12 protein-coding genes are annotated in these 15,849 nt (G+C 35.5%); 8 read left to right on the forward strand and 4 right to left on the reverse strand.

Annotation, left to right across the window (positions count from 1 at the left end):
- Positions 1-343 precede the first annotated feature (343 nt).
- Positions 344-2,293 (forward strand): DNA topoisomerase (ATP-hydrolyzing) subunit B, encoded by a 1,950-nt coding sequence (gene gyrB / locus NO995_RS12055; RefSeq protein ID WP_240574897.1) that lies wholly within the window; start codon positions 344-346, stop codon positions 2,291-2,293.
- A gap of 67 nt (positions 2,294-2,360) precedes the next feature.
- Here gyrB and NO995_RS12060 read toward each other — a convergent pair whose 3' ends face one another.
- On the reverse strand, positions 2,361-2,930 hold the full coding sequence (locus tag NO995_RS12060) for a porin family protein (protein ID WP_258227735.1): 570 nt from the start codon (positions 2,928-2,930) through the stop codon (positions 2,361-2,363).
- 28 nt (positions 2,931-2,958) lie between these two features.
- Positions 2,959-3,723, reverse strand: a complete 765-nt coding sequence (locus NO995_RS12065; protein ID WP_258227736.1) for a membrane metalloprotease — start codon at positions 3,721-3,723, stop codon at positions 2,959-2,961.
- A 284-nt stretch (positions 3,724-4,007) separates the two neighbouring features.
- On the opposite strand from NO995_RS12065, the gene NO995_RS12070 reads away from it, so the two are divergent.
- The 7 genes from NO995_RS12070 (at position 4,008) to NO995_RS12100 (ending at position 14,414) form a co-directional block, all read left to right on the forward strand.
- Positions 4,008-5,039 (forward strand): DUF6588 family protein, encoded by a 1,032-nt coding sequence (locus tag NO995_RS12070; protein ID WP_258227737.1) that lies wholly within the window; start codon positions 4,008-4,010, stop codon positions 5,037-5,039.
- A 199-nt stretch (positions 5,040-5,238) separates the two neighbouring features.
- The gene (locus NO995_RS12075) at positions 5,239-6,165 is read left to right on the forward strand and encodes a malate dehydrogenase (RefSeq protein WP_240574901.1); all 927 of its coding nucleotides are present in this window, start codon (positions 5,239-5,241) and stop codon (positions 6,163-6,165) included.
- Positions 6,166-6,237: 72 nt separating this feature from the next.
- Positions 6,238-6,855: a hypothetical protein gene (locus NO995_RS12080; RefSeq protein WP_258227738.1), complete on the forward strand. Its 618-nt coding sequence runs from the start codon at positions 6,238-6,240 to the stop codon at positions 6,853-6,855.
- 207 nt (positions 6,856-7,062) lie between these two features.
- The gene (gene secDF, locus NO995_RS12085) at positions 7,063-10,047 is read left to right on the forward strand and encodes a protein translocase subunit SecDF (protein ID WP_240574903.1); all 2,985 of its coding nucleotides are present in this window, start codon (positions 7,063-7,065) and stop codon (positions 10,045-10,047) included.
- A gap of 170 nt (positions 10,048-10,217) precedes the next feature.
- The gene (locus NO995_RS12090; protein ID WP_258227739.1) at positions 10,218-11,513 is read left to right on the forward strand and encodes a phosphoribosylamine--glycine ligase; all 1,296 of its coding nucleotides are present in this window, start codon (positions 10,218-10,220) and stop codon (positions 11,511-11,513) included.
- 12 nt (positions 11,514-11,525) lie between these two features.
- On the forward strand, positions 11,526-11,969 hold the full coding sequence (locus NO995_RS12095; protein ID WP_258227740.1) for a GNAT family N-acetyltransferase: 444 nt from the start codon (positions 11,526-11,528) through the stop codon (positions 11,967-11,969).
- A 66-nt stretch (positions 11,970-12,035) separates the two neighbouring features.
- On the forward strand, positions 12,036-14,414 hold the full coding sequence (locus NO995_RS12100; RefSeq protein ID WP_258227741.1) for an outer membrane beta-barrel family protein: 2,379 nt from the start codon (positions 12,036-12,038) through the stop codon (positions 14,412-14,414).
- Here NO995_RS12100 and NO995_RS12105 read toward each other — a convergent pair.
- Together NO995_RS12105 and lgt are read right to left on the reverse strand one after the other, a co-directional pair.
- Entirely contained in the window at positions 14,411-14,908 is a 498-nt protein-coding gene (locus NO995_RS12105) for a DUF192 domain-containing protein (protein WP_258227742.1), read from the reverse strand. The two genes, NO995_RS12100 and NO995_RS12105, sit on opposite strands and share 4 nt — an antisense overlap.
- 1 nt (position 14,909) lies before the next feature.
- Complete coding sequence (gene lgt / locus NO995_RS12110) at positions 14,910-15,839, reverse strand: prolipoprotein diacylglyceryl transferase (RefSeq protein WP_258227743.1); 930 nt, start codon at positions 15,837-15,839, stop codon at positions 14,910-14,912.
- Between the last annotated feature and the right edge of the window lie 10 nt (positions 15,840-15,849).

Raw genomic sequence — 15,849 nt, forward strand, 5'->3', positions numbered from 1 at the left:
TTTAAATCTTTTAAATGAAAACAGGAAGATTTAAGCTGAAAATCTTCCAAAACTAGAAGGAGTTACATGATGTAAATACGCGATTAAAATGCTTGTATTGAATTTCGGTGAAATTCAAATTTTAGAAAATAAATAAAAATGCTAAAATCAAATTTAAGGCCTTTTTTAGACGATTTAAGACACTTTTAATTAATTAACAATTGTTGATAATTAATATATAAAGTCGATAAAAAGCTTTTTGAAAGGCTTGTTATTTCGTATATTTGTTTGTACTGATAAAATGATGCCTGTGCGTCATTTTTTTATGTGTTAACTAGATTAAAATTTAAGATAATTTCGAAATATGAGCGAAGCAAAAGAAGAATTTAACAAGAATGGTTATTCGGCCGATAGTATTCAGGCTCTTGAAGGAATGGAGCACGTACGTATGCGTCCATCGATGTATATTGGAGATGTAGGCGTTCGTGGATTACACCACTTGGTATATGAGGTAGTAGATAACTCGATTGATGAGGCTTTAGCCGGACACTGTAACAATATTACTGTAGCAATTAACGAGGATAACTCGATTACTGTTGAGGATGATGGTCGTGGTATCCCTGTAGATTTACATAAAAAAGAAGGCATCTCTGCGCTTGAGGTTGTAATGACTAAAATTGGTGCCGGAGGTAAATTCGATAAAGATTCATATAAAGTATCTGGTGGTTTACACGGGGTAGGTGTGAGTTGTGTTAACGCACTTTCAGACCATTTAAAAGCAACCGTTCACCGCGATGGTAAAATCTGGGAACAAGAGTACGAAAGAGGAAAGTCGTTATACCCTGTAAAGCAAGTAGGCGAAACCGATAAGCGTGGAACCATCGTGACCTTTAAGCCTGATGCGACTATTTTCCAACAAACTTTAGAGTATAGCTACGATACTTTGGCAAGCAGAATGCGTGAGCTGGCTTACTTAAATAAAGGAATTACTATTCATTTAATTGATAAACGCGCTGTTAAAAAAGATGGTGAATTTGAAGGTGAAACATTCCATTCGGAAGAAGGTCTTAAAGAATTTATCAAGTATTTAGATGCGACTCGCGAGCCATTAATGCAGCATGTTATTTCTTTTGAAGGAGAGAAAAATGGTGTGCCTGTTGAGGTGGCTATGGTGTATAATACATCGTATGCCGAAAATTTACACTCTTACGTAAATAACATTAATACACACGAAGGAGGAACTCACTTATCAGGTTTCCGTCGTGGTTTAACAAATACGCTTAAGAAGTATGCCGATGAATCAGGTATGTTAGACAAATTAAAGTTTGATATTGCCGGTGATGATTTCCGTGAAGGTTTAACAGCCATTGTATCTGTAAAAGTGGCAGAGCCGCAATTCGAAGGACAAACAAAAACGAAATTGGGTAACCGCGAGGTTTCAGCTTGTGTAAGTCAGGCGGTTTCTGAAATGTTAGCCGATTACTTAGAAGAACACCCAGACGATGCTAAAATTATTGTTCAAAAGGTAATCTTGGCAGCTCAGGCGCGTCATGCAGCACAAAAAGCGCGTGAGATGGTTCAACGTAAAACCGTTATGAGTATTGGTGGTTTACCTGGTAAATTAAGTGACTGTTCGGAGCAGGATCCTGCAAAATGTGAAGTATTCCTTGTCGAGGGAGATTCGGCAGGTGGTACTGCAAAACAAGGTCGTGACCGTGCGTTCCAGGCGATTTTACCATTACGTGGTAAAATCTTGAATGTTGAAAAAGCCATGACTCATAAAGTGTTCGAAAATGAAGAGATTAAAAATATCTTTACAGCTTTGGGAGTTACTATAGGTACAGAAGAAGACAGTAAAGCTTTAAACTTATCGAAATTACGTTATCACAAGATTGTAATTATGTGTGATGCCGATATTGATGGTTCACACATTGCTACACTTATTTTAACGTTCTTCTTCCGTTATATGAAGGAACTTATTGAAGAAGGTCACGTATATATTGCAACACCTCCATTATATTTAGTTAAGAAAGGTAATAAAAAGCAATACGCTTGGAATGATAAAGAGCGTGATGCCATTACAGAAGAATTTGGAGGTAGTGTAAGTGTTCAGCGTTATAAAGGTCTTGGAGAGATGAATGCGGAGCAATTATGGGATACGACTATGAATCCGGAATTCAGAACTTTACGTATGGTGCAAATCGATAACGGTACTGAAGCCGATAGAATTTTCTCTATGTTAATGGGAGATGAGGTGCCACCTCGTAGAGATTTCATTGAAAAGAATGCTGTTTATGCTAATATTGATGCATAATTGTAGAATATACAAAACAAAAAAGTCGCTTTTCAAGCGACTTTTTTGTTTTTATTAAGTTCCTGTTTTAGAAATCGAAACCTACGTAGAATTGCCATACGCGGTTTTTCGGATTTCCATCGTCGTAAATATCTCCCATTCCTAAGTGATATCTGGCGCCAAAAGATACACCTGAATCTGTTTTAAAACCAGCACCAAAATTTAGACCCCAATCAAAATTATCGGGTTCGGTTTCTCTAAATCCGTCAAAAAATAAACCTTTATATTCTTCTTTGTGTGATATAGCTAAACCAACCTGTGGTCCGGCTTCAAGAAAGAAATGCTTATCCGGATATAATTTTAACATTAAAGGTAGGTTTAAATAATCCAGTTTTTGGGTGAAAGTGGCATTGTTTCCTTCTAATTCAAAACCTTGTTGTGAATATAGAAACTCAACTTGCAATGCTATATTTTCATTAAGGAAAGATTCACCGTAAAACCCTATGTGAAATCCGTGACGTTGTCCGGTTTCGTAATCGTCGTCGTATTGTACGGCGGCCAGATTGTACCCGCCTTTGATACCAAAATGAGCATCTTGTGCAAAAGAATTTAAATTAAATATGATTGCGCCAATAATTGTAAAAAATAAATTTTTCATGATTTGTAGGTTTAAAATAATTAATGGGTTATTTACCTCCGTTAGCTTGTAAATCGGCAAGGCATTTCGGGTCTAATTGCGGAACGGTTCCTGCATTAAAAAGGTTTCCAAGACTTGATGAGCTTTCTGCAGCCCAGTACATCAGGCAGCTCTCAACGTCGCAATGTTTATCGTGTTCCGGATCTTCATGGTCTTCGGTCATGGCGGTTCCTAAATTGGTAAGTCCTAAAATATGGCCAAACTCATGGTTAATCACAGTAGATTCCAATGTGCCTCGGTTGGGCTCGTATCGGCTATCGCTATAGCCATGAATGGTTTCTTCGTAAATAACAAACGACGTATTGCGGTAGGCTGTACCTAAAACAACACTGTTTTCATCGTTTTGGTCAGATTCTCCATCGGCGAAAAACATCCAAACAGCTATTTGGTTTTCTGAATTGTAAAGGGTACGATTCTTATCTTCAATCGCAGCAATTTCTTTTGTGGTATATGGTGATTCTCCCGGAGAAGCAATGGCACGCGTTTCTATTGTAATGCCGTCAGGTTTGTAAATTCGGTCATTTAAAAAATTTTGAAAATTGTTTAATGCTGCCGCTGTTGGAGCAAAACCTTCAACATAAACTAATTCTATTACTAAGCTTTTATAAGTATCATCAGAAAGAATATCATAAGCAGAACTTCCTGTTGCCTGTTGGTTTTCAATTTTATAATTGCTTGAACTGTTAGAGTTGTCTTTAGTACATGAACTAAGAACAATTAGAGAGACAAGTAGCAGGAGTAGTTTGTTTTTCATGACTGTAAATATAGCTTTTTTTAAAAACAGCCACCCAAATAGGATGGCTGTTTTAACATAACATACGTTAAAATTGTGGGGATGGTTTTGAGTTTTGGTAATAAAGGTTAGTAAGCTTTTTTCAAAATTATAAACTATAAACGATTATTCCATTGCCATTAACACCTAATATAAGTTTCAGACTTTTATTTTAATTAATTATCGCTAAGATGTTAATTTTAAACGCTGAATGGTGTTTTTTGATTCTGTTTTTCTACTTTTGATAATAACCCTAAACTTACAAAATGAAAAAAATTGCTTTATTCACAATCTTTGGTTTAGCGACATTAGTTTCGAAAGCCCAAAATGATGTCGACGCGTTACTTATTGCTGGTGTTGAAAATGCACAACGATTTACAAACGATTATCTGGCACCGGCAACCAATGGTTTAATGTACAGTATGAATGCTAACTGGTTTAATACCGCTGATGCCAAACCTTTAGGAGGATTTGAAATTTCGGTGGTTATGAATGCTTCTTTAATTAGTAAATCGGATAAATCGTTTTTAATGAATATTGCTGATTATAACAGTGCGGATTATGATTATGTTGTGAATTTTTCAGATTTAGAGACATCAAAACAGGTGGCTACCGCTTTAGGAGAAAATAATCCAGACATCGATATTATAATCACAGATAAAAATAACCCGCTTTCCAGCGAACGCATTACATTACCTTCGGGCATTGGTAATGCAAGTGGTAATTTATTACCCTCAGCATTTATTCAAGGTGGTGTTGGCTTAATAAAAGGCATTGAAGTTAAAGCGCGTTTTATGCCTGAAATTAAAACCGATGAGGTTGCCTTTAATATGTACGGTGCCGGATTACAGTTTGAAGCAACCAAATGGTTGCCGGCTGATAAATTATTGCCCGTAGCACTTTCTGGTCTGGTGGCTTATACGCATCTTGGCGCTTCTTATGATTTAACAGAATCGTCGGGCGTTGATGGAGACAATCAGAAGTTGGAAAACGATACCAATACTTGGCTGTTTCAGTTAATTGCTTCAACCAAATTGCCTATTATTAATTTTTATGGTGGAGTAGGGTATATCAGCGGAAAATCGGAATCTGATTTATTAGGAACTTACACTGTTACTACAGGGCCATTAAGTGGTTCGCAAAGTATAACCGATCCGTTTTCGGTATCCAGTAAAGTATCTGGAATGCGAGGAACAGTTGGTACGAAATTAAAAATAGGTTTTTTTAGATTTAATGCAGAATACCATTTAGCTGAGTTTAATGCCTTTTCTGTCGGGTTAAACTTTGGCTTCAGATAAATCATAAATTAATCAATAAAAATTTCTGAAAAAGTGTAAGATTTAATCTTGCACTTTTTTTATTTAGAGTATATTAATTCGTAAATTTGGAAGGGAAAACCTAAAGTTTTTGCTTTCTCTGGCAAAACAATTCCTTAAGTTCTTTCTTTACAAAGTTGAAAAAAATCAAAATACATATTAAACTATAAAACATTAAAATATGAAAGTTACAGTAGTAGGCGCAGGCGCCGTAGGTGCTAGTTGTGCAGAGTACATTGCCATTAAAAATTTTGCTTCAGAAGTCGTTTTAGTTGACATTAAAGAAGGCTATGCCGAGGGGAAAGCTATGGATTTAATGCAAACCGCTTCGTTAAATGGTTTTGATACAAAAATTACAGGTGTAACAGGAGATTACAGTAAAACAGCAGATAGCGATATTTGTGTTATTACTTCTGGAATTCCAAGAAAACCGGGTATGACTCGCGAGGAATTAATTGGTATTAATGCTGGAATTGTTAAATCTGTTGCTGCCAGCTTAATCGAACATTCACCAAACACCATCATTATCGTTGTAAGTAATCCAATGGATACCATGACGTACTTAGTGCATAAAACAACAAACTTACCTAAAAACCGAATTATAGGTATGGGTGGTGCTTTAGATTCAGCACGTTTTAAGTACCGTTTAGCTGAAGCTTTAGAAGCTCCAATTAGCGATGTAGACGGAATGGTTATTGGTGGTCATAGTGATACAGGTATGGTACCCTTAACATCGCATGCTACAAGAAATAGTGTGAAAGTTTCAGAATTCTTATCAGAAGAACGTTTACAGCAAGTAGCAGAAGACACTAAAGTTGGAGGCGCAACACTTACCAAACTTTTAGGAACTTCGGCTTGGTATGCACCAGGAGCGGCAGTTAGCGGATTGGTTCAGGCGATTGCTTGCGACCAGAAGAAAATGTATCCATGTTCAACCTTATTAGATGGTGAATATGAATTATCTGATATTTGTATCGGAGTACCGGTGATTTTAGGTAAAAACGGTATTGAAAGTATTGTTAATATTCCTTTAAGTGATGCCGAAAAAGCACACATGCAATCAAGCGCCGAAGGCGTTAGAAAAACCAATGGTTTACTTGAACTATAAGATACCAGAAGAAAAATTTAGATATTTTAAGGAAAGACTGTAGAAATACAGTCTTTTTTTTATATTTGGCGCATGAGAACAAAATGGTACTTTGGTGCTTTAATCGTATTAATTTCCTTTTTAGGTATTTATCAGAATCGAACGTCTGAGCCTAATCAGGAGATAGTACTGCAATTCACAGATGTTGAAGTAACATCTGATGAAGCCCATTGTGCTATCCAGGAGGTTACCAGTCAACTGCAAGCTATCGGTGCCGATGCTGTTCAAGTAAAGCAACTGCAAAATGGAGAAGTAGTTATTTCGTACTACAGTGCTGCCGATGTTGCCAGTATTAAAGATTTACTTTCTGATGATGATTCACTAAATATTGGTTATAGCAATACTGCAAATAACCAGTTCCCTTCAGACGACGAGTCTAAAACCTATAAATTCGATGTTTTTGAAATTCACAAAGCTAACGATGCACCGTCTGGTTTTGGCGGAAAGCATATGCTTAGTGCTAAGCAGGATTTCGACAGGTTTTTTAATCCATATGTTTATTATTTCAATACCATACAAGACGTTAACAACAACGGTCTTACTGTTGAAGTTGCGTTAAAAGTATTTAGAGATATTGCCGTTGCTATAGATAATACAACGGGTAATATTCCTGAAGTACGCGCAGGCCCTATATATTCAGGGTTAGCTTAAAACAGAATATTATTGATTGATTTTCAATTGATGGTTTGTGTTATGCTTCAGTTTTTATAAAGGCTTCCCAACAACTCAAATATACACTTAAAGCAATCTAAAAGATGTCGTCTTTTAGAGCAACAATTACAATTTTAATTAACTAAAAGCGTGTCAAAGTTTAATTCATTTTTATAGTGGATTAGAGTGACACAAAAACAACAAAACATGCAAAATAAAGGATTAGTAAAATTATTTGCGGTTTTATTCGGATTGGTAAGTATTTACCAGCTATCATTCACGTTTAAAGCAAGTCAAATAGAGAGCGAGGCAGAAGAAGTTGCCATCAACAAAATCTCTGAAACAGAAGACGATTTCAGAGCAAAACGAAGTGCAGAAGAATTAAGATATTTAGATGCTATTTCCAATGATACCGTGTTTAACATGGGTATTGCAAAATTCACTTATAGCGAAGTGAAACAAAAAGCCATGAACCTTGGTTTAGATTTAAAAGGAGGTATTAACGTTATTCTTCAGGTGTCTGTAAAAGACATTTTAAAAGGATTAGCTAATCATACTAAAAACCCTGTATTTAACAAGGCTTTAGATGATGCTTCAGAATTACAAAAAGATTCTCAAAATACATATTTAGAAGATTTCTTTATCGCTTTCGATAAGATTAAAGGTGATACTAAATTAGCTTCTCCAGATATTTTCTATACAAAAACATTAGATGGTGAGATTGATGGAAGTATGTCTGATGCAGATGTAAAAGTGGTTATCGAGAGAAAAATTGACGAGTCTATCGTTTCTGCTTTCGAAGTATTACGTAAGCGTATTGATGAGTTTGGTGTAACATCTCCAAACATTCAACGTTTAGGAACGTCTGGTCGTATTTTAGTGGAGTTACCAGGGGTTAAAGATATTGAAAGAGCAACATCTTTATTACAAAGTACAGCACAGTTAGAGTTTTGGGATGCTTACAGAGGAGAGCAGTTTTTTGGTTTCTTAACTCAGGCGAACGAAACGTTAAAAGATATTGTTGATACAAAATCTGAAACTAAAGAAGTTGAAAGCAACGACCAGGAAGATGCTATCGACGATCTTTTAGGTGATGCTACTACAGATTCTACAGCCGTAGATACAGTAAACCCAATTTTCGATTTAATTCGTGGTCCAGGATACCAAGGCGGACCAATTGTAGCTTATTTTGAAGTTACAGATCGTAATCAAGTATTAGAATACTTAAACATGCCACAAGTAAGAGCTTTACTTCCTGCAGAAATGCGTTACACGAAGTTTGCTTTTGGTAAACCAGAAAAAAACAGTGAAGTTGTTGGATTATACGCTTTAGCTGGAAACAGAGATAATGAGCCACAATTAAGTGGAGCTGTAGTAACTGATGCACGTCAGGATTACGACCAAATGAACAGACCAACAGTATCTATGCAAATGAATGCAAAAGGTGCTAAAATCTGGGAAGAAATGACGGGTGAAGCATTTACTAACGGAAGCCAGATTGCTATCGTTTTAGATAATGTAGTGTATTCTGCTCCAGGTGTAACTTCAGGACCAATTGCTGGAGGTAATTCATCTATTTCAGGAAACTTTACATTAAACGAGGCTATCGATTTAGCGAATGTATTACGTGCAGGTAAATTACCGGCATCGGCAGATATTATTCAAAGTGATGTTGTAGGACCATCTTTAGGTCAGGAAGCGATTGATAGTGGTACAATGTCATTCATGATTGCTTTAGCTTTAGTTTTAGTATGGATGGTAGTTTACTACGGAAAAGCAGGTGCTTTCTCTGATGTTGCTATGTTATTAAACATCTTATTAATCTTTGGTATCTTATCAGGATTAGGAGCGGTATTAACGTTACCTGGTATTGCCGGTATTGTATTAACCATTGGTATGTCGGTCGACGCGAACGTAATTATTTTCGAGCGTATTCGTGAAGAAATTGCTAAAGGTAAAGGACAGAAAGAAGCGATTCAGGACGGATTTAGCAACGCTTTATCTTCAATTTTAGATGCGAACATTACGACTGGTTTAACAGCATTAATTTTATTCGTATTCGGTACAGGTCCAATTAAAGGTTTCGCAACAACATTATTAATTGGTATTGCTACATCATTATTTACTGCAATCTTCATTACAAGATTATTAATCGACTGGTATGTAAACAAAGGTGGTCAGTTAGAGTTCTCTACTGGATTGACTAAAAACTTATTCAGAAGAATTGATATCGAGTTCTTAAAGAAGCGTAAAGTAGCTTATATCATTTCAGGAATTGTTATTGCATTAGGTATCGGTTCATTAGCTACTAATGGTTTAGATCAGGGTGTAGATTTTGTTGGAGGTAGAACTTACCGTGTGGTGTTCCCACAAGATGTTAGCGCTTCAGAAATTAAGAGTGTATTATCTCAACCAGACGTTTTCAACAGTGCTGATGCTAAAACTGTTGGAGAGAGTAATAGTTTAAAAATTACAACCAAGTATAAAATTGATGAAACTGGTAAGGAAGTAGACGAAGAAATCAGATCTAAATTATTCGCTGCTATTCAACCTTATTTAGGAGGTCAGTCTTACGAAGAGTTTATCGATAACAACAACGTAAACAAAGTGGTTGGCTTAATGGAGTCTTACAAAGTAAGTCCAACAATTGCCGATGATATTAAACAAGCATCATTCTGGGCGATTTTAGGATCGTTAATCGTTGTGTTCCTTTATATCTTATTCCGTTTCAAAAAGTGGCAATATTCACTTGGTGCAGTTGCAGCAGTATTCCACGACGTATTAATCGTATTAGGAGTATTCTCAATAACCTACAAATTCATGCCATTTAGCATGGAAATCGATCAGGCGTTTATCGCAGCTATCTTAACGGTAATTGGGTACTCGTTAAACGATACCGTAATTGTATTCGATAGAATTAGAGAGTACGTTAACGAACATACAAGTTGGGATTTCCAAAAGATTGTTGATACATCGTTAAGTAGCACTTTAGGAAGAACCTTAAATACCTCGTCTACGACATTAGTAGTATTATTAGCAATCTTTATTTTTGGTGGAGATTCTATTAGAGGATTTATGTTTGCTTTAATTGTTGGTATCGTAGTAGGTACATACTCTTCATTATTTATTGCATCGCCAATAATGTATGATACAGTAAAGCGTTTAGAAGGTAAAAAGAAGAAAGAAGACTAAGTTGTTAGTTCTTAAACATAGAAAGCCCGTTAGTTTTAACGGGCTTTTTTTATGCTTAAAATTTAACATATTTTGTCGTTGAAGGCTGTGTACAACTGATATGTTATTTATATACATTTGCTTAAAATTTATCTGTGATGAATTATCAATTAATACTTCAAACTGTTTAGGTGAAAACCCAAACACAGTCGCGAAAAAAGTTTCTTTTTGTTTCGCGTTGGGGCGAGTCTCTGGACATTGCTAACACAATTTACTTAGAAGGTCACGCCGTAAAATTATATATAGAAGACAAAGCGTCCAAGGAAATAGGTTATGGATTTGTGCCAAAGGCAGCGCAATGGGAAAAGCATGTCGATTGGGCCGATATTATCGTGTTCGATTATACAGGTTATGGAAAAATTGCCAATGCATTAAGAGCTAAAGGTAAATTGGTTTTAGGAGGAACCGAGTATACCGATAACCTGGAATTAGACCGAAACTTTGGTCAGGCAGAATTAAAGAAGCATAAGATAAAAGTGATTCCTTCAAAGGAGTTTACCACGTTTAACGACGCTATTCATTATATAGAAAACCACCCGAGTTCGTATGTTTTGAAACCTTGTGGAGAAACACAAGAGCTTAAACAATTATTGTTTGTTGGAAGTGATGAAGAAGGTCTGGACGTGATTCGCGTGTTAAAAGCTTATGAAAAATCCTGGGGAAATAACTTCGGTAACTTTCAGTTGCAGCGTAAAGTAAAAGGTGTTGAAATATCGATTGCAGCTTTCTTTAATGGAAACGAATTTATTTATCCTATAAACATTACTTTTGAGCATAAAAAGTTATTTCCAAAAGAGCTCGGAGTATCAACCGGTGAAATGGGAACTAGTATGTTTTGGGTGAAAGACTCGCCTATTTTTGAAGCCACATTACTCAAATTTCAACATACTTTGGCAAAACATAATTTTATAGGACATATAGATATCAATTGCATTGTGAATGGCAATGGCATTTATCCTCTGGAGTTTACTTCCCGTTTTGGGTATCCGCAGGTGTTAATTCAGCGTGCGGGTATAAATGAACCTTTGGGTGAGTTATTTTATAAACTCGTAACCAGACAGAAGTTTAAAATCAATACAAAAAAAGGCTTTCAGGTAGGGGCATTTATTGTGGTGCCACCATTTCCTTACGACGATAAAAAAACGTTTAATCTGTTTTCTAAAGATGCAGTTGTAGTGTTTAAGAAAAACGGAAAGGAAGGCGTGCATCCTATGCATTTAAAAAAGGTAAACGACGAATGGCTTATTACCGGAAATACGGGAATTGCTGTTTTGGTAACCGGGGTTGGAAACACCATGAAAGATGCTCAGAAAATGATGTATAATCGTATTAATAACGTCATCATTAATAACGGATATTATCGTACCGATATTGGCGATCGATGGACTGAAGACTCCGATAAATTGTGGTCATGGGGATTATTGTAATTTAATGTTGTTATGATTTTTGAAAAGTGCATCAAAGTTCAGTCTTTTTTTTCCATTCTTCCACAGGACTGGCAGGAGAGTATTTTGCCGTTGTGGGAGGATTATAAGTCGTCAACTGAATGTTTTGTTTTAAATGAAGCTAATGAAATTGTAGCCGGTGGTTTAGTATTTACAAAATGCCCGCTGGATATGTTTTATGCATTGGAAGAAGCAAATACTTATTTTGAAAAAGGATATAAATATTTAGGCTTTATATATGTTTCTGAATCCAGAAGAGGACAGAATTTGGGCTCTTTTTGGCTAAATAGTTTGAAAGAAATGTATCCTGAAACCAAATTTTGGTTAACCATTGAAGACTTGAATCTCCACCATTTTTATGTTAAAAATGGTTTTTTATATGTAAAGACTTTACATCATGGTGAACAAAAGGAAGGTTTATACCTTTACCCAAATTAAACCTTAGATTTATTAAAAAGTGAGTACTTTAATTTAACTTGCAACTTTTAATAACAGGTTTAAAAAATGAGTTTTAAGACAGTTTCAACATACATTCTTTTTATATTCCTATTATTTCAAGGGGTAAAGGGTGGCTCACAAAACATTGAAATAAAGGGCGTTGTTATTGATGAAGGTAGTAAGCAACCATTGTCCTATGCTACCATTGTAGTTGCCAGTCGTGATACTAAACAAGCTATTACAGGTGCTATAACTACTGAGGATGGTAGTTTTTCTCTTAAAACCAAAGCATCAAAGTTTTATATAGAAGTAAGTTTTATAGGGTTTCTATCGAAAACTATTGAACAATTCAATTTAAAAAATAATACCATAAATCTGGGAACCATTGGGCTCCAGGAGGATGCTTCGCAGTTAGACGAAGTGGTAGTGCAGGCAGAAACGTCCAGAACCGAATTTAAATTAGATAGGCGTGTTTTTAATGTAGGTAAAGATATTTCCAGTACAGGTATGAGCGCTTTGGAAGTCCTTAATAATGTGCCTTCAGTTAGTGTAAATATAGAGGGGATTATAAGTTTACGAGGCAGCAGTGGTGTTCAGATTTTAATTAATGGAAAACCTTCGATTCTTACCGGTGAAGGTGGTGCATTAGGCAGTATTACTGCCGATATGATTGAAAGTATTGAAGTTATAACTAATCCGTCTGCAAAATACGATGCCGAGGGAACTTCCGGTATTATAAATATCATTATTAAAAAAGAGGAGCGTAAAGGTGTGAACGGTTCATTAAGTCTGAACACAGGAATTCCAGATAACCATAGTGTGGGATTAAGTTTGAATCGACGTTCAGAAAAATTTAACCTGTTTACGCAACTTGGTATAGGCAGACGAAGTAATCCTAACGTAGGGGAGAATATTAATACAGATTTGATTAATAATACAAACCTGATGAATTCAGGAAAAGAATACCGAAATGAAAAGTTTTATAATATCATTTTAGGAACTGATTATTATATCAATCCCAATAATGTGGTAACGCTTTCCGGAAATTTTGCTTATGAGGTAGAAGATCAACCTTCAAATAATCTATTTAAATTGTTTGATGAGACAAACGCCTTGATATCTGAATGGGATCGAACTGAAGAAACCGAGGCAACCAATCCGAAATGGCAGTATGAGCTTCAATATAAAAAGGATTTTGAAGACCATGAAGATCATGATTTATTATTCAGTGCTTTAGGGCAGTCATTTGCCAAAGATCAATCTTCTTTGTTTAATGATGTTACGGTTTCAGGTGAAGATAGAGATGCCGTTCAACGCACTCGAGCCGATTTTAGTGATTACACGTACACATTTAAGTTAGATTATACCAAACCATTTTCAGAACAATGGCGTTTGGAAACTGGTGCTCAATATGTAATAAATGATGTAAGTAATGATTATGAAGTGGAGAACTTTGTTGGTGAAAATTTTGTGACGGACGAAGGGCTTACCAATATTTTTAATTACAATCAGAATGTTTTTGGAATTTATGCTACCGGGTCTTTCGAGGGAGTAAAATGGGGATTGAAAACAGGGCTTAGAATGGAACAAACCGATTTGAAGACTTTATTAGCAAATACTTATGAAGCAAATAATCAAAATTATTTAAATCTGTTTCCAAGTGTACATACATCATATAAAATTTCAGATATGGTTTCTTTACAAGCCGGGTATTCAAAGCGCATTTACCGTCCACGATTATGGGATTTAAATCCGTTTTTTAATATAAGGAATAGTTTTAGCATTCGTCAAGGGAACCCTAATTTAATGCCGGAATTTACAGATTCGTACGAATTGACTAGTATTTTCGATATCGGAAAAACATCGCTTAATTTTGGAGTGTATCATCGCTACACGACCGATGTGATTGAACGTATTACAACTTCCGAAGATAATGTAAATATAACAAGACCCGAGAATATTGGGGCGAACAGTACTTACGGAATAGAGTTTAATACCAAGTATAGCCCGATAAACTGGTTAACACTTAATGCCGATTTTAATTATAATACTTTTAAACGTGATGGAAGTTTTGAAGCTCAGTTGTTCGATTTTAAAGGAAATCAGTGGACTTCCAAGTTAATGGGGAAATTTAAAATGCCTGCTGATATAGATTTTGAAGCAACCGGAAATTATCAATCTAAATATAAAACCGTACAAAGCGTAGTGAGCGATATGCTGTTTTTAGATTTAGGTCTTCGGAAAAAAATAATGAATAGTAGAGGTGTTCTAAACCTAGGAGTTCGCGATGTTTTTGTTTCAAGAATCGATGAGAGATTTACTAGCCAAAATTCTTTTTTGTCATATAGTAAAAATGCTCGTGGTCGCTTTGTTACATTTGGTTTTAGCTATGGTTTTGGTAAAGGAGAAGCTATGGAATATTCCGGAGGCAGACGACATTATTAATGTGTTTTTACAAAGCTAATACTATCGTTCACGGCAAGTTGCCATTGGTCGGATAAACCGGTATTAACTTCTAAAACATATTTTGCTGGCAGGTTTGAAGGCAACGACGATTCATCAAAAGGTTTGGCATTCTTTTGAAAACTTACAATTTTGTTGTTGTCGCTAATATAAATAATGTCTAACGGTATTCTTGTGTTTTTCATATAGAAATAACGTTCTCTAACATCGTCAAAAACAAAGAGCATGCCTTGTTTTGGTTTCATAGCATCTCTATACATCAAACCTGTTTCACGGTCAAATTCGGTATCGGCGATTTCAATATCTAAATTTACCTGAGTAGAATCGGCTTTAAAAATGGTAAGTTCACCTTCTTTGGTGAATTTTATTTCGGTTTGTTTTACCACTGTTTTATCATCTTTTTTACAGCCTGTGAAACTTAAAGTAAAACAGGCTGCAAAAATAAGATAAGTTATATAGAAACTTTTAAAGTTCATGTTATACCACAGGCTGTTTTGGTTTATAAACAAACATAAAATAAAGTCCTATTAGAATAAACGGAATGCTCAACCATTGTCCGGTGTTTAAACCAAGCCAGTTAATATATTCGTCGCCTTGAGGTTCTTTTACAAATTCAACGAAGAATCTAATAGACCATAATAAAATTAAAAATAATCCGAATAGGAATCCTGTTTGATCTTTTTTGGTGGTTTTCGAGTAGAAATACCATAAAATTAAGAATACAAAAACATAACAGAACGACTCGTATAATTGTGCCGGATGTCTGTAAGGTACGGCATCAAGTAAATTTTGAAACTGCGGATTGGTGGTTACAGCATTATAGGCTTCCTGAGCATCTTTAATGCCCGTTAATTGTACAATCTGACTTTTGTAATATTGATCCTGAATAAAACGTACACCAAAAGCAGAATCGGTTACCTTTCCTATAATTTCAGAATTGATAAAGTTCCCAATTCTAATGAATACGGCACCTGAAGCAACCGAAATCACGACACGGTCTAAAATCCAAAGTAGCGATTTGTAGTTGTATTTTTTACGGTACAAATACATCCCAACAATAATTCCAATGGCAGCACCATGACTTGCTAAACCTTGAAATCCCGTAAATTCAATACCGCCTTTAAATCGGAATGGTAAAAAGATGCTGAAAAAGTCTTCAGAAATTAATTCAGACTGATAAAACAAAACATGCCCTAATCGAGCCCCGATCATGGTTGCTAAAACTGTATAGATGAATAAAGGGTCTAAATATTCTAAGGATACTTTTTCTTTGGTGAAAATACGTTTCATAATAAACCACCCTAATACAAAGGCTGTAACCCACATAAGGCTGTAAAAGTGTAGTTTGAAATTTCCAATGATATCGATACCTGTTATAGGATTCCAATCAAATTTTAATAGGTACATAAGTGTTATT

This window comes from Aestuariibaculum sp. M13, from assembly GCF_024723255.1.
GTDB classification, from domain to species: domain Bacteria; phylum Bacteroidota; class Bacteroidia; order Flavobacteriales; family Flavobacteriaceae; genus Aestuariibaculum; species Aestuariibaculum lutulentum.

What these genes read in the sequence shown, in the direction of transcription:
- gyrB (WP_240574897.1), top strand. Translation starts at nt 344, where the DNA reads ATGAGCGAAGCAAAAGAAGAATTTAACAAGAATGGTTATTCGGCCGAT.
- NO995_RS12060 (WP_258227735.1), bottom strand. Translation starts at nt 2,930, where the DNA reads ATGAAAAATTTATTTTTTACAATTATTGGCGCAATCATATTTAATTTA.
- NO995_RS12065 (WP_258227736.1), bottom strand. Translation starts at nt 3,723, where the DNA reads ATGAAAAACAAACTACTCCTGCTACTTGTCTCTCTAATTGTTCTTAGT.
- NO995_RS12070 (WP_258227737.1), top strand. Translation starts at nt 4,008, where the DNA reads ATGAAAAAAATTGCTTTATTCACAATCTTTGGTTTAGCGACATTAGTT.
- NO995_RS12075 (WP_240574901.1), top strand. Translation starts at nt 5,239, where the DNA reads ATGAAAGTTACAGTAGTAGGCGCAGGCGCCGTAGGTGCTAGTTGTGCA.
- NO995_RS12080 (WP_258227738.1), top strand. Translation starts at nt 6,238, where the DNA reads ATGAGAACAAAATGGTACTTTGGTGCTTTAATCGTATTAATTTCCTTT.
- secDF (WP_240574903.1), top strand. Translation starts at nt 7,063, where the DNA reads ATGCAAAATAAAGGATTAGTAAAATTATTTGCGGTTTTATTCGGATTG.
- NO995_RS12095 (WP_258227740.1), top strand. Translation starts at nt 11,526, where the DNA reads ATGATTTTTGAAAAGTGCATCAAAGTTCAGTCTTTTTTTTCCATTCTT.
- NO995_RS12100 (WP_258227741.1), top strand. Translation starts at nt 12,036, where the DNA reads ATGAGTTTTAAGACAGTTTCAACATACATTCTTTTTATATTCCTATTA.
- NO995_RS12105 (WP_258227742.1), bottom strand. Translation starts at nt 14,908, where the DNA reads ATGAACTTTAAAAGTTTCTATATAACTTATCTTATTTTTGCAGCCTGT.
- lgt (WP_258227743.1), bottom strand. Translation starts at nt 15,839, where the DNA reads ATGTACCTATTAAAATTTGATTGGAATCCTATAACAGGTATCGATATC.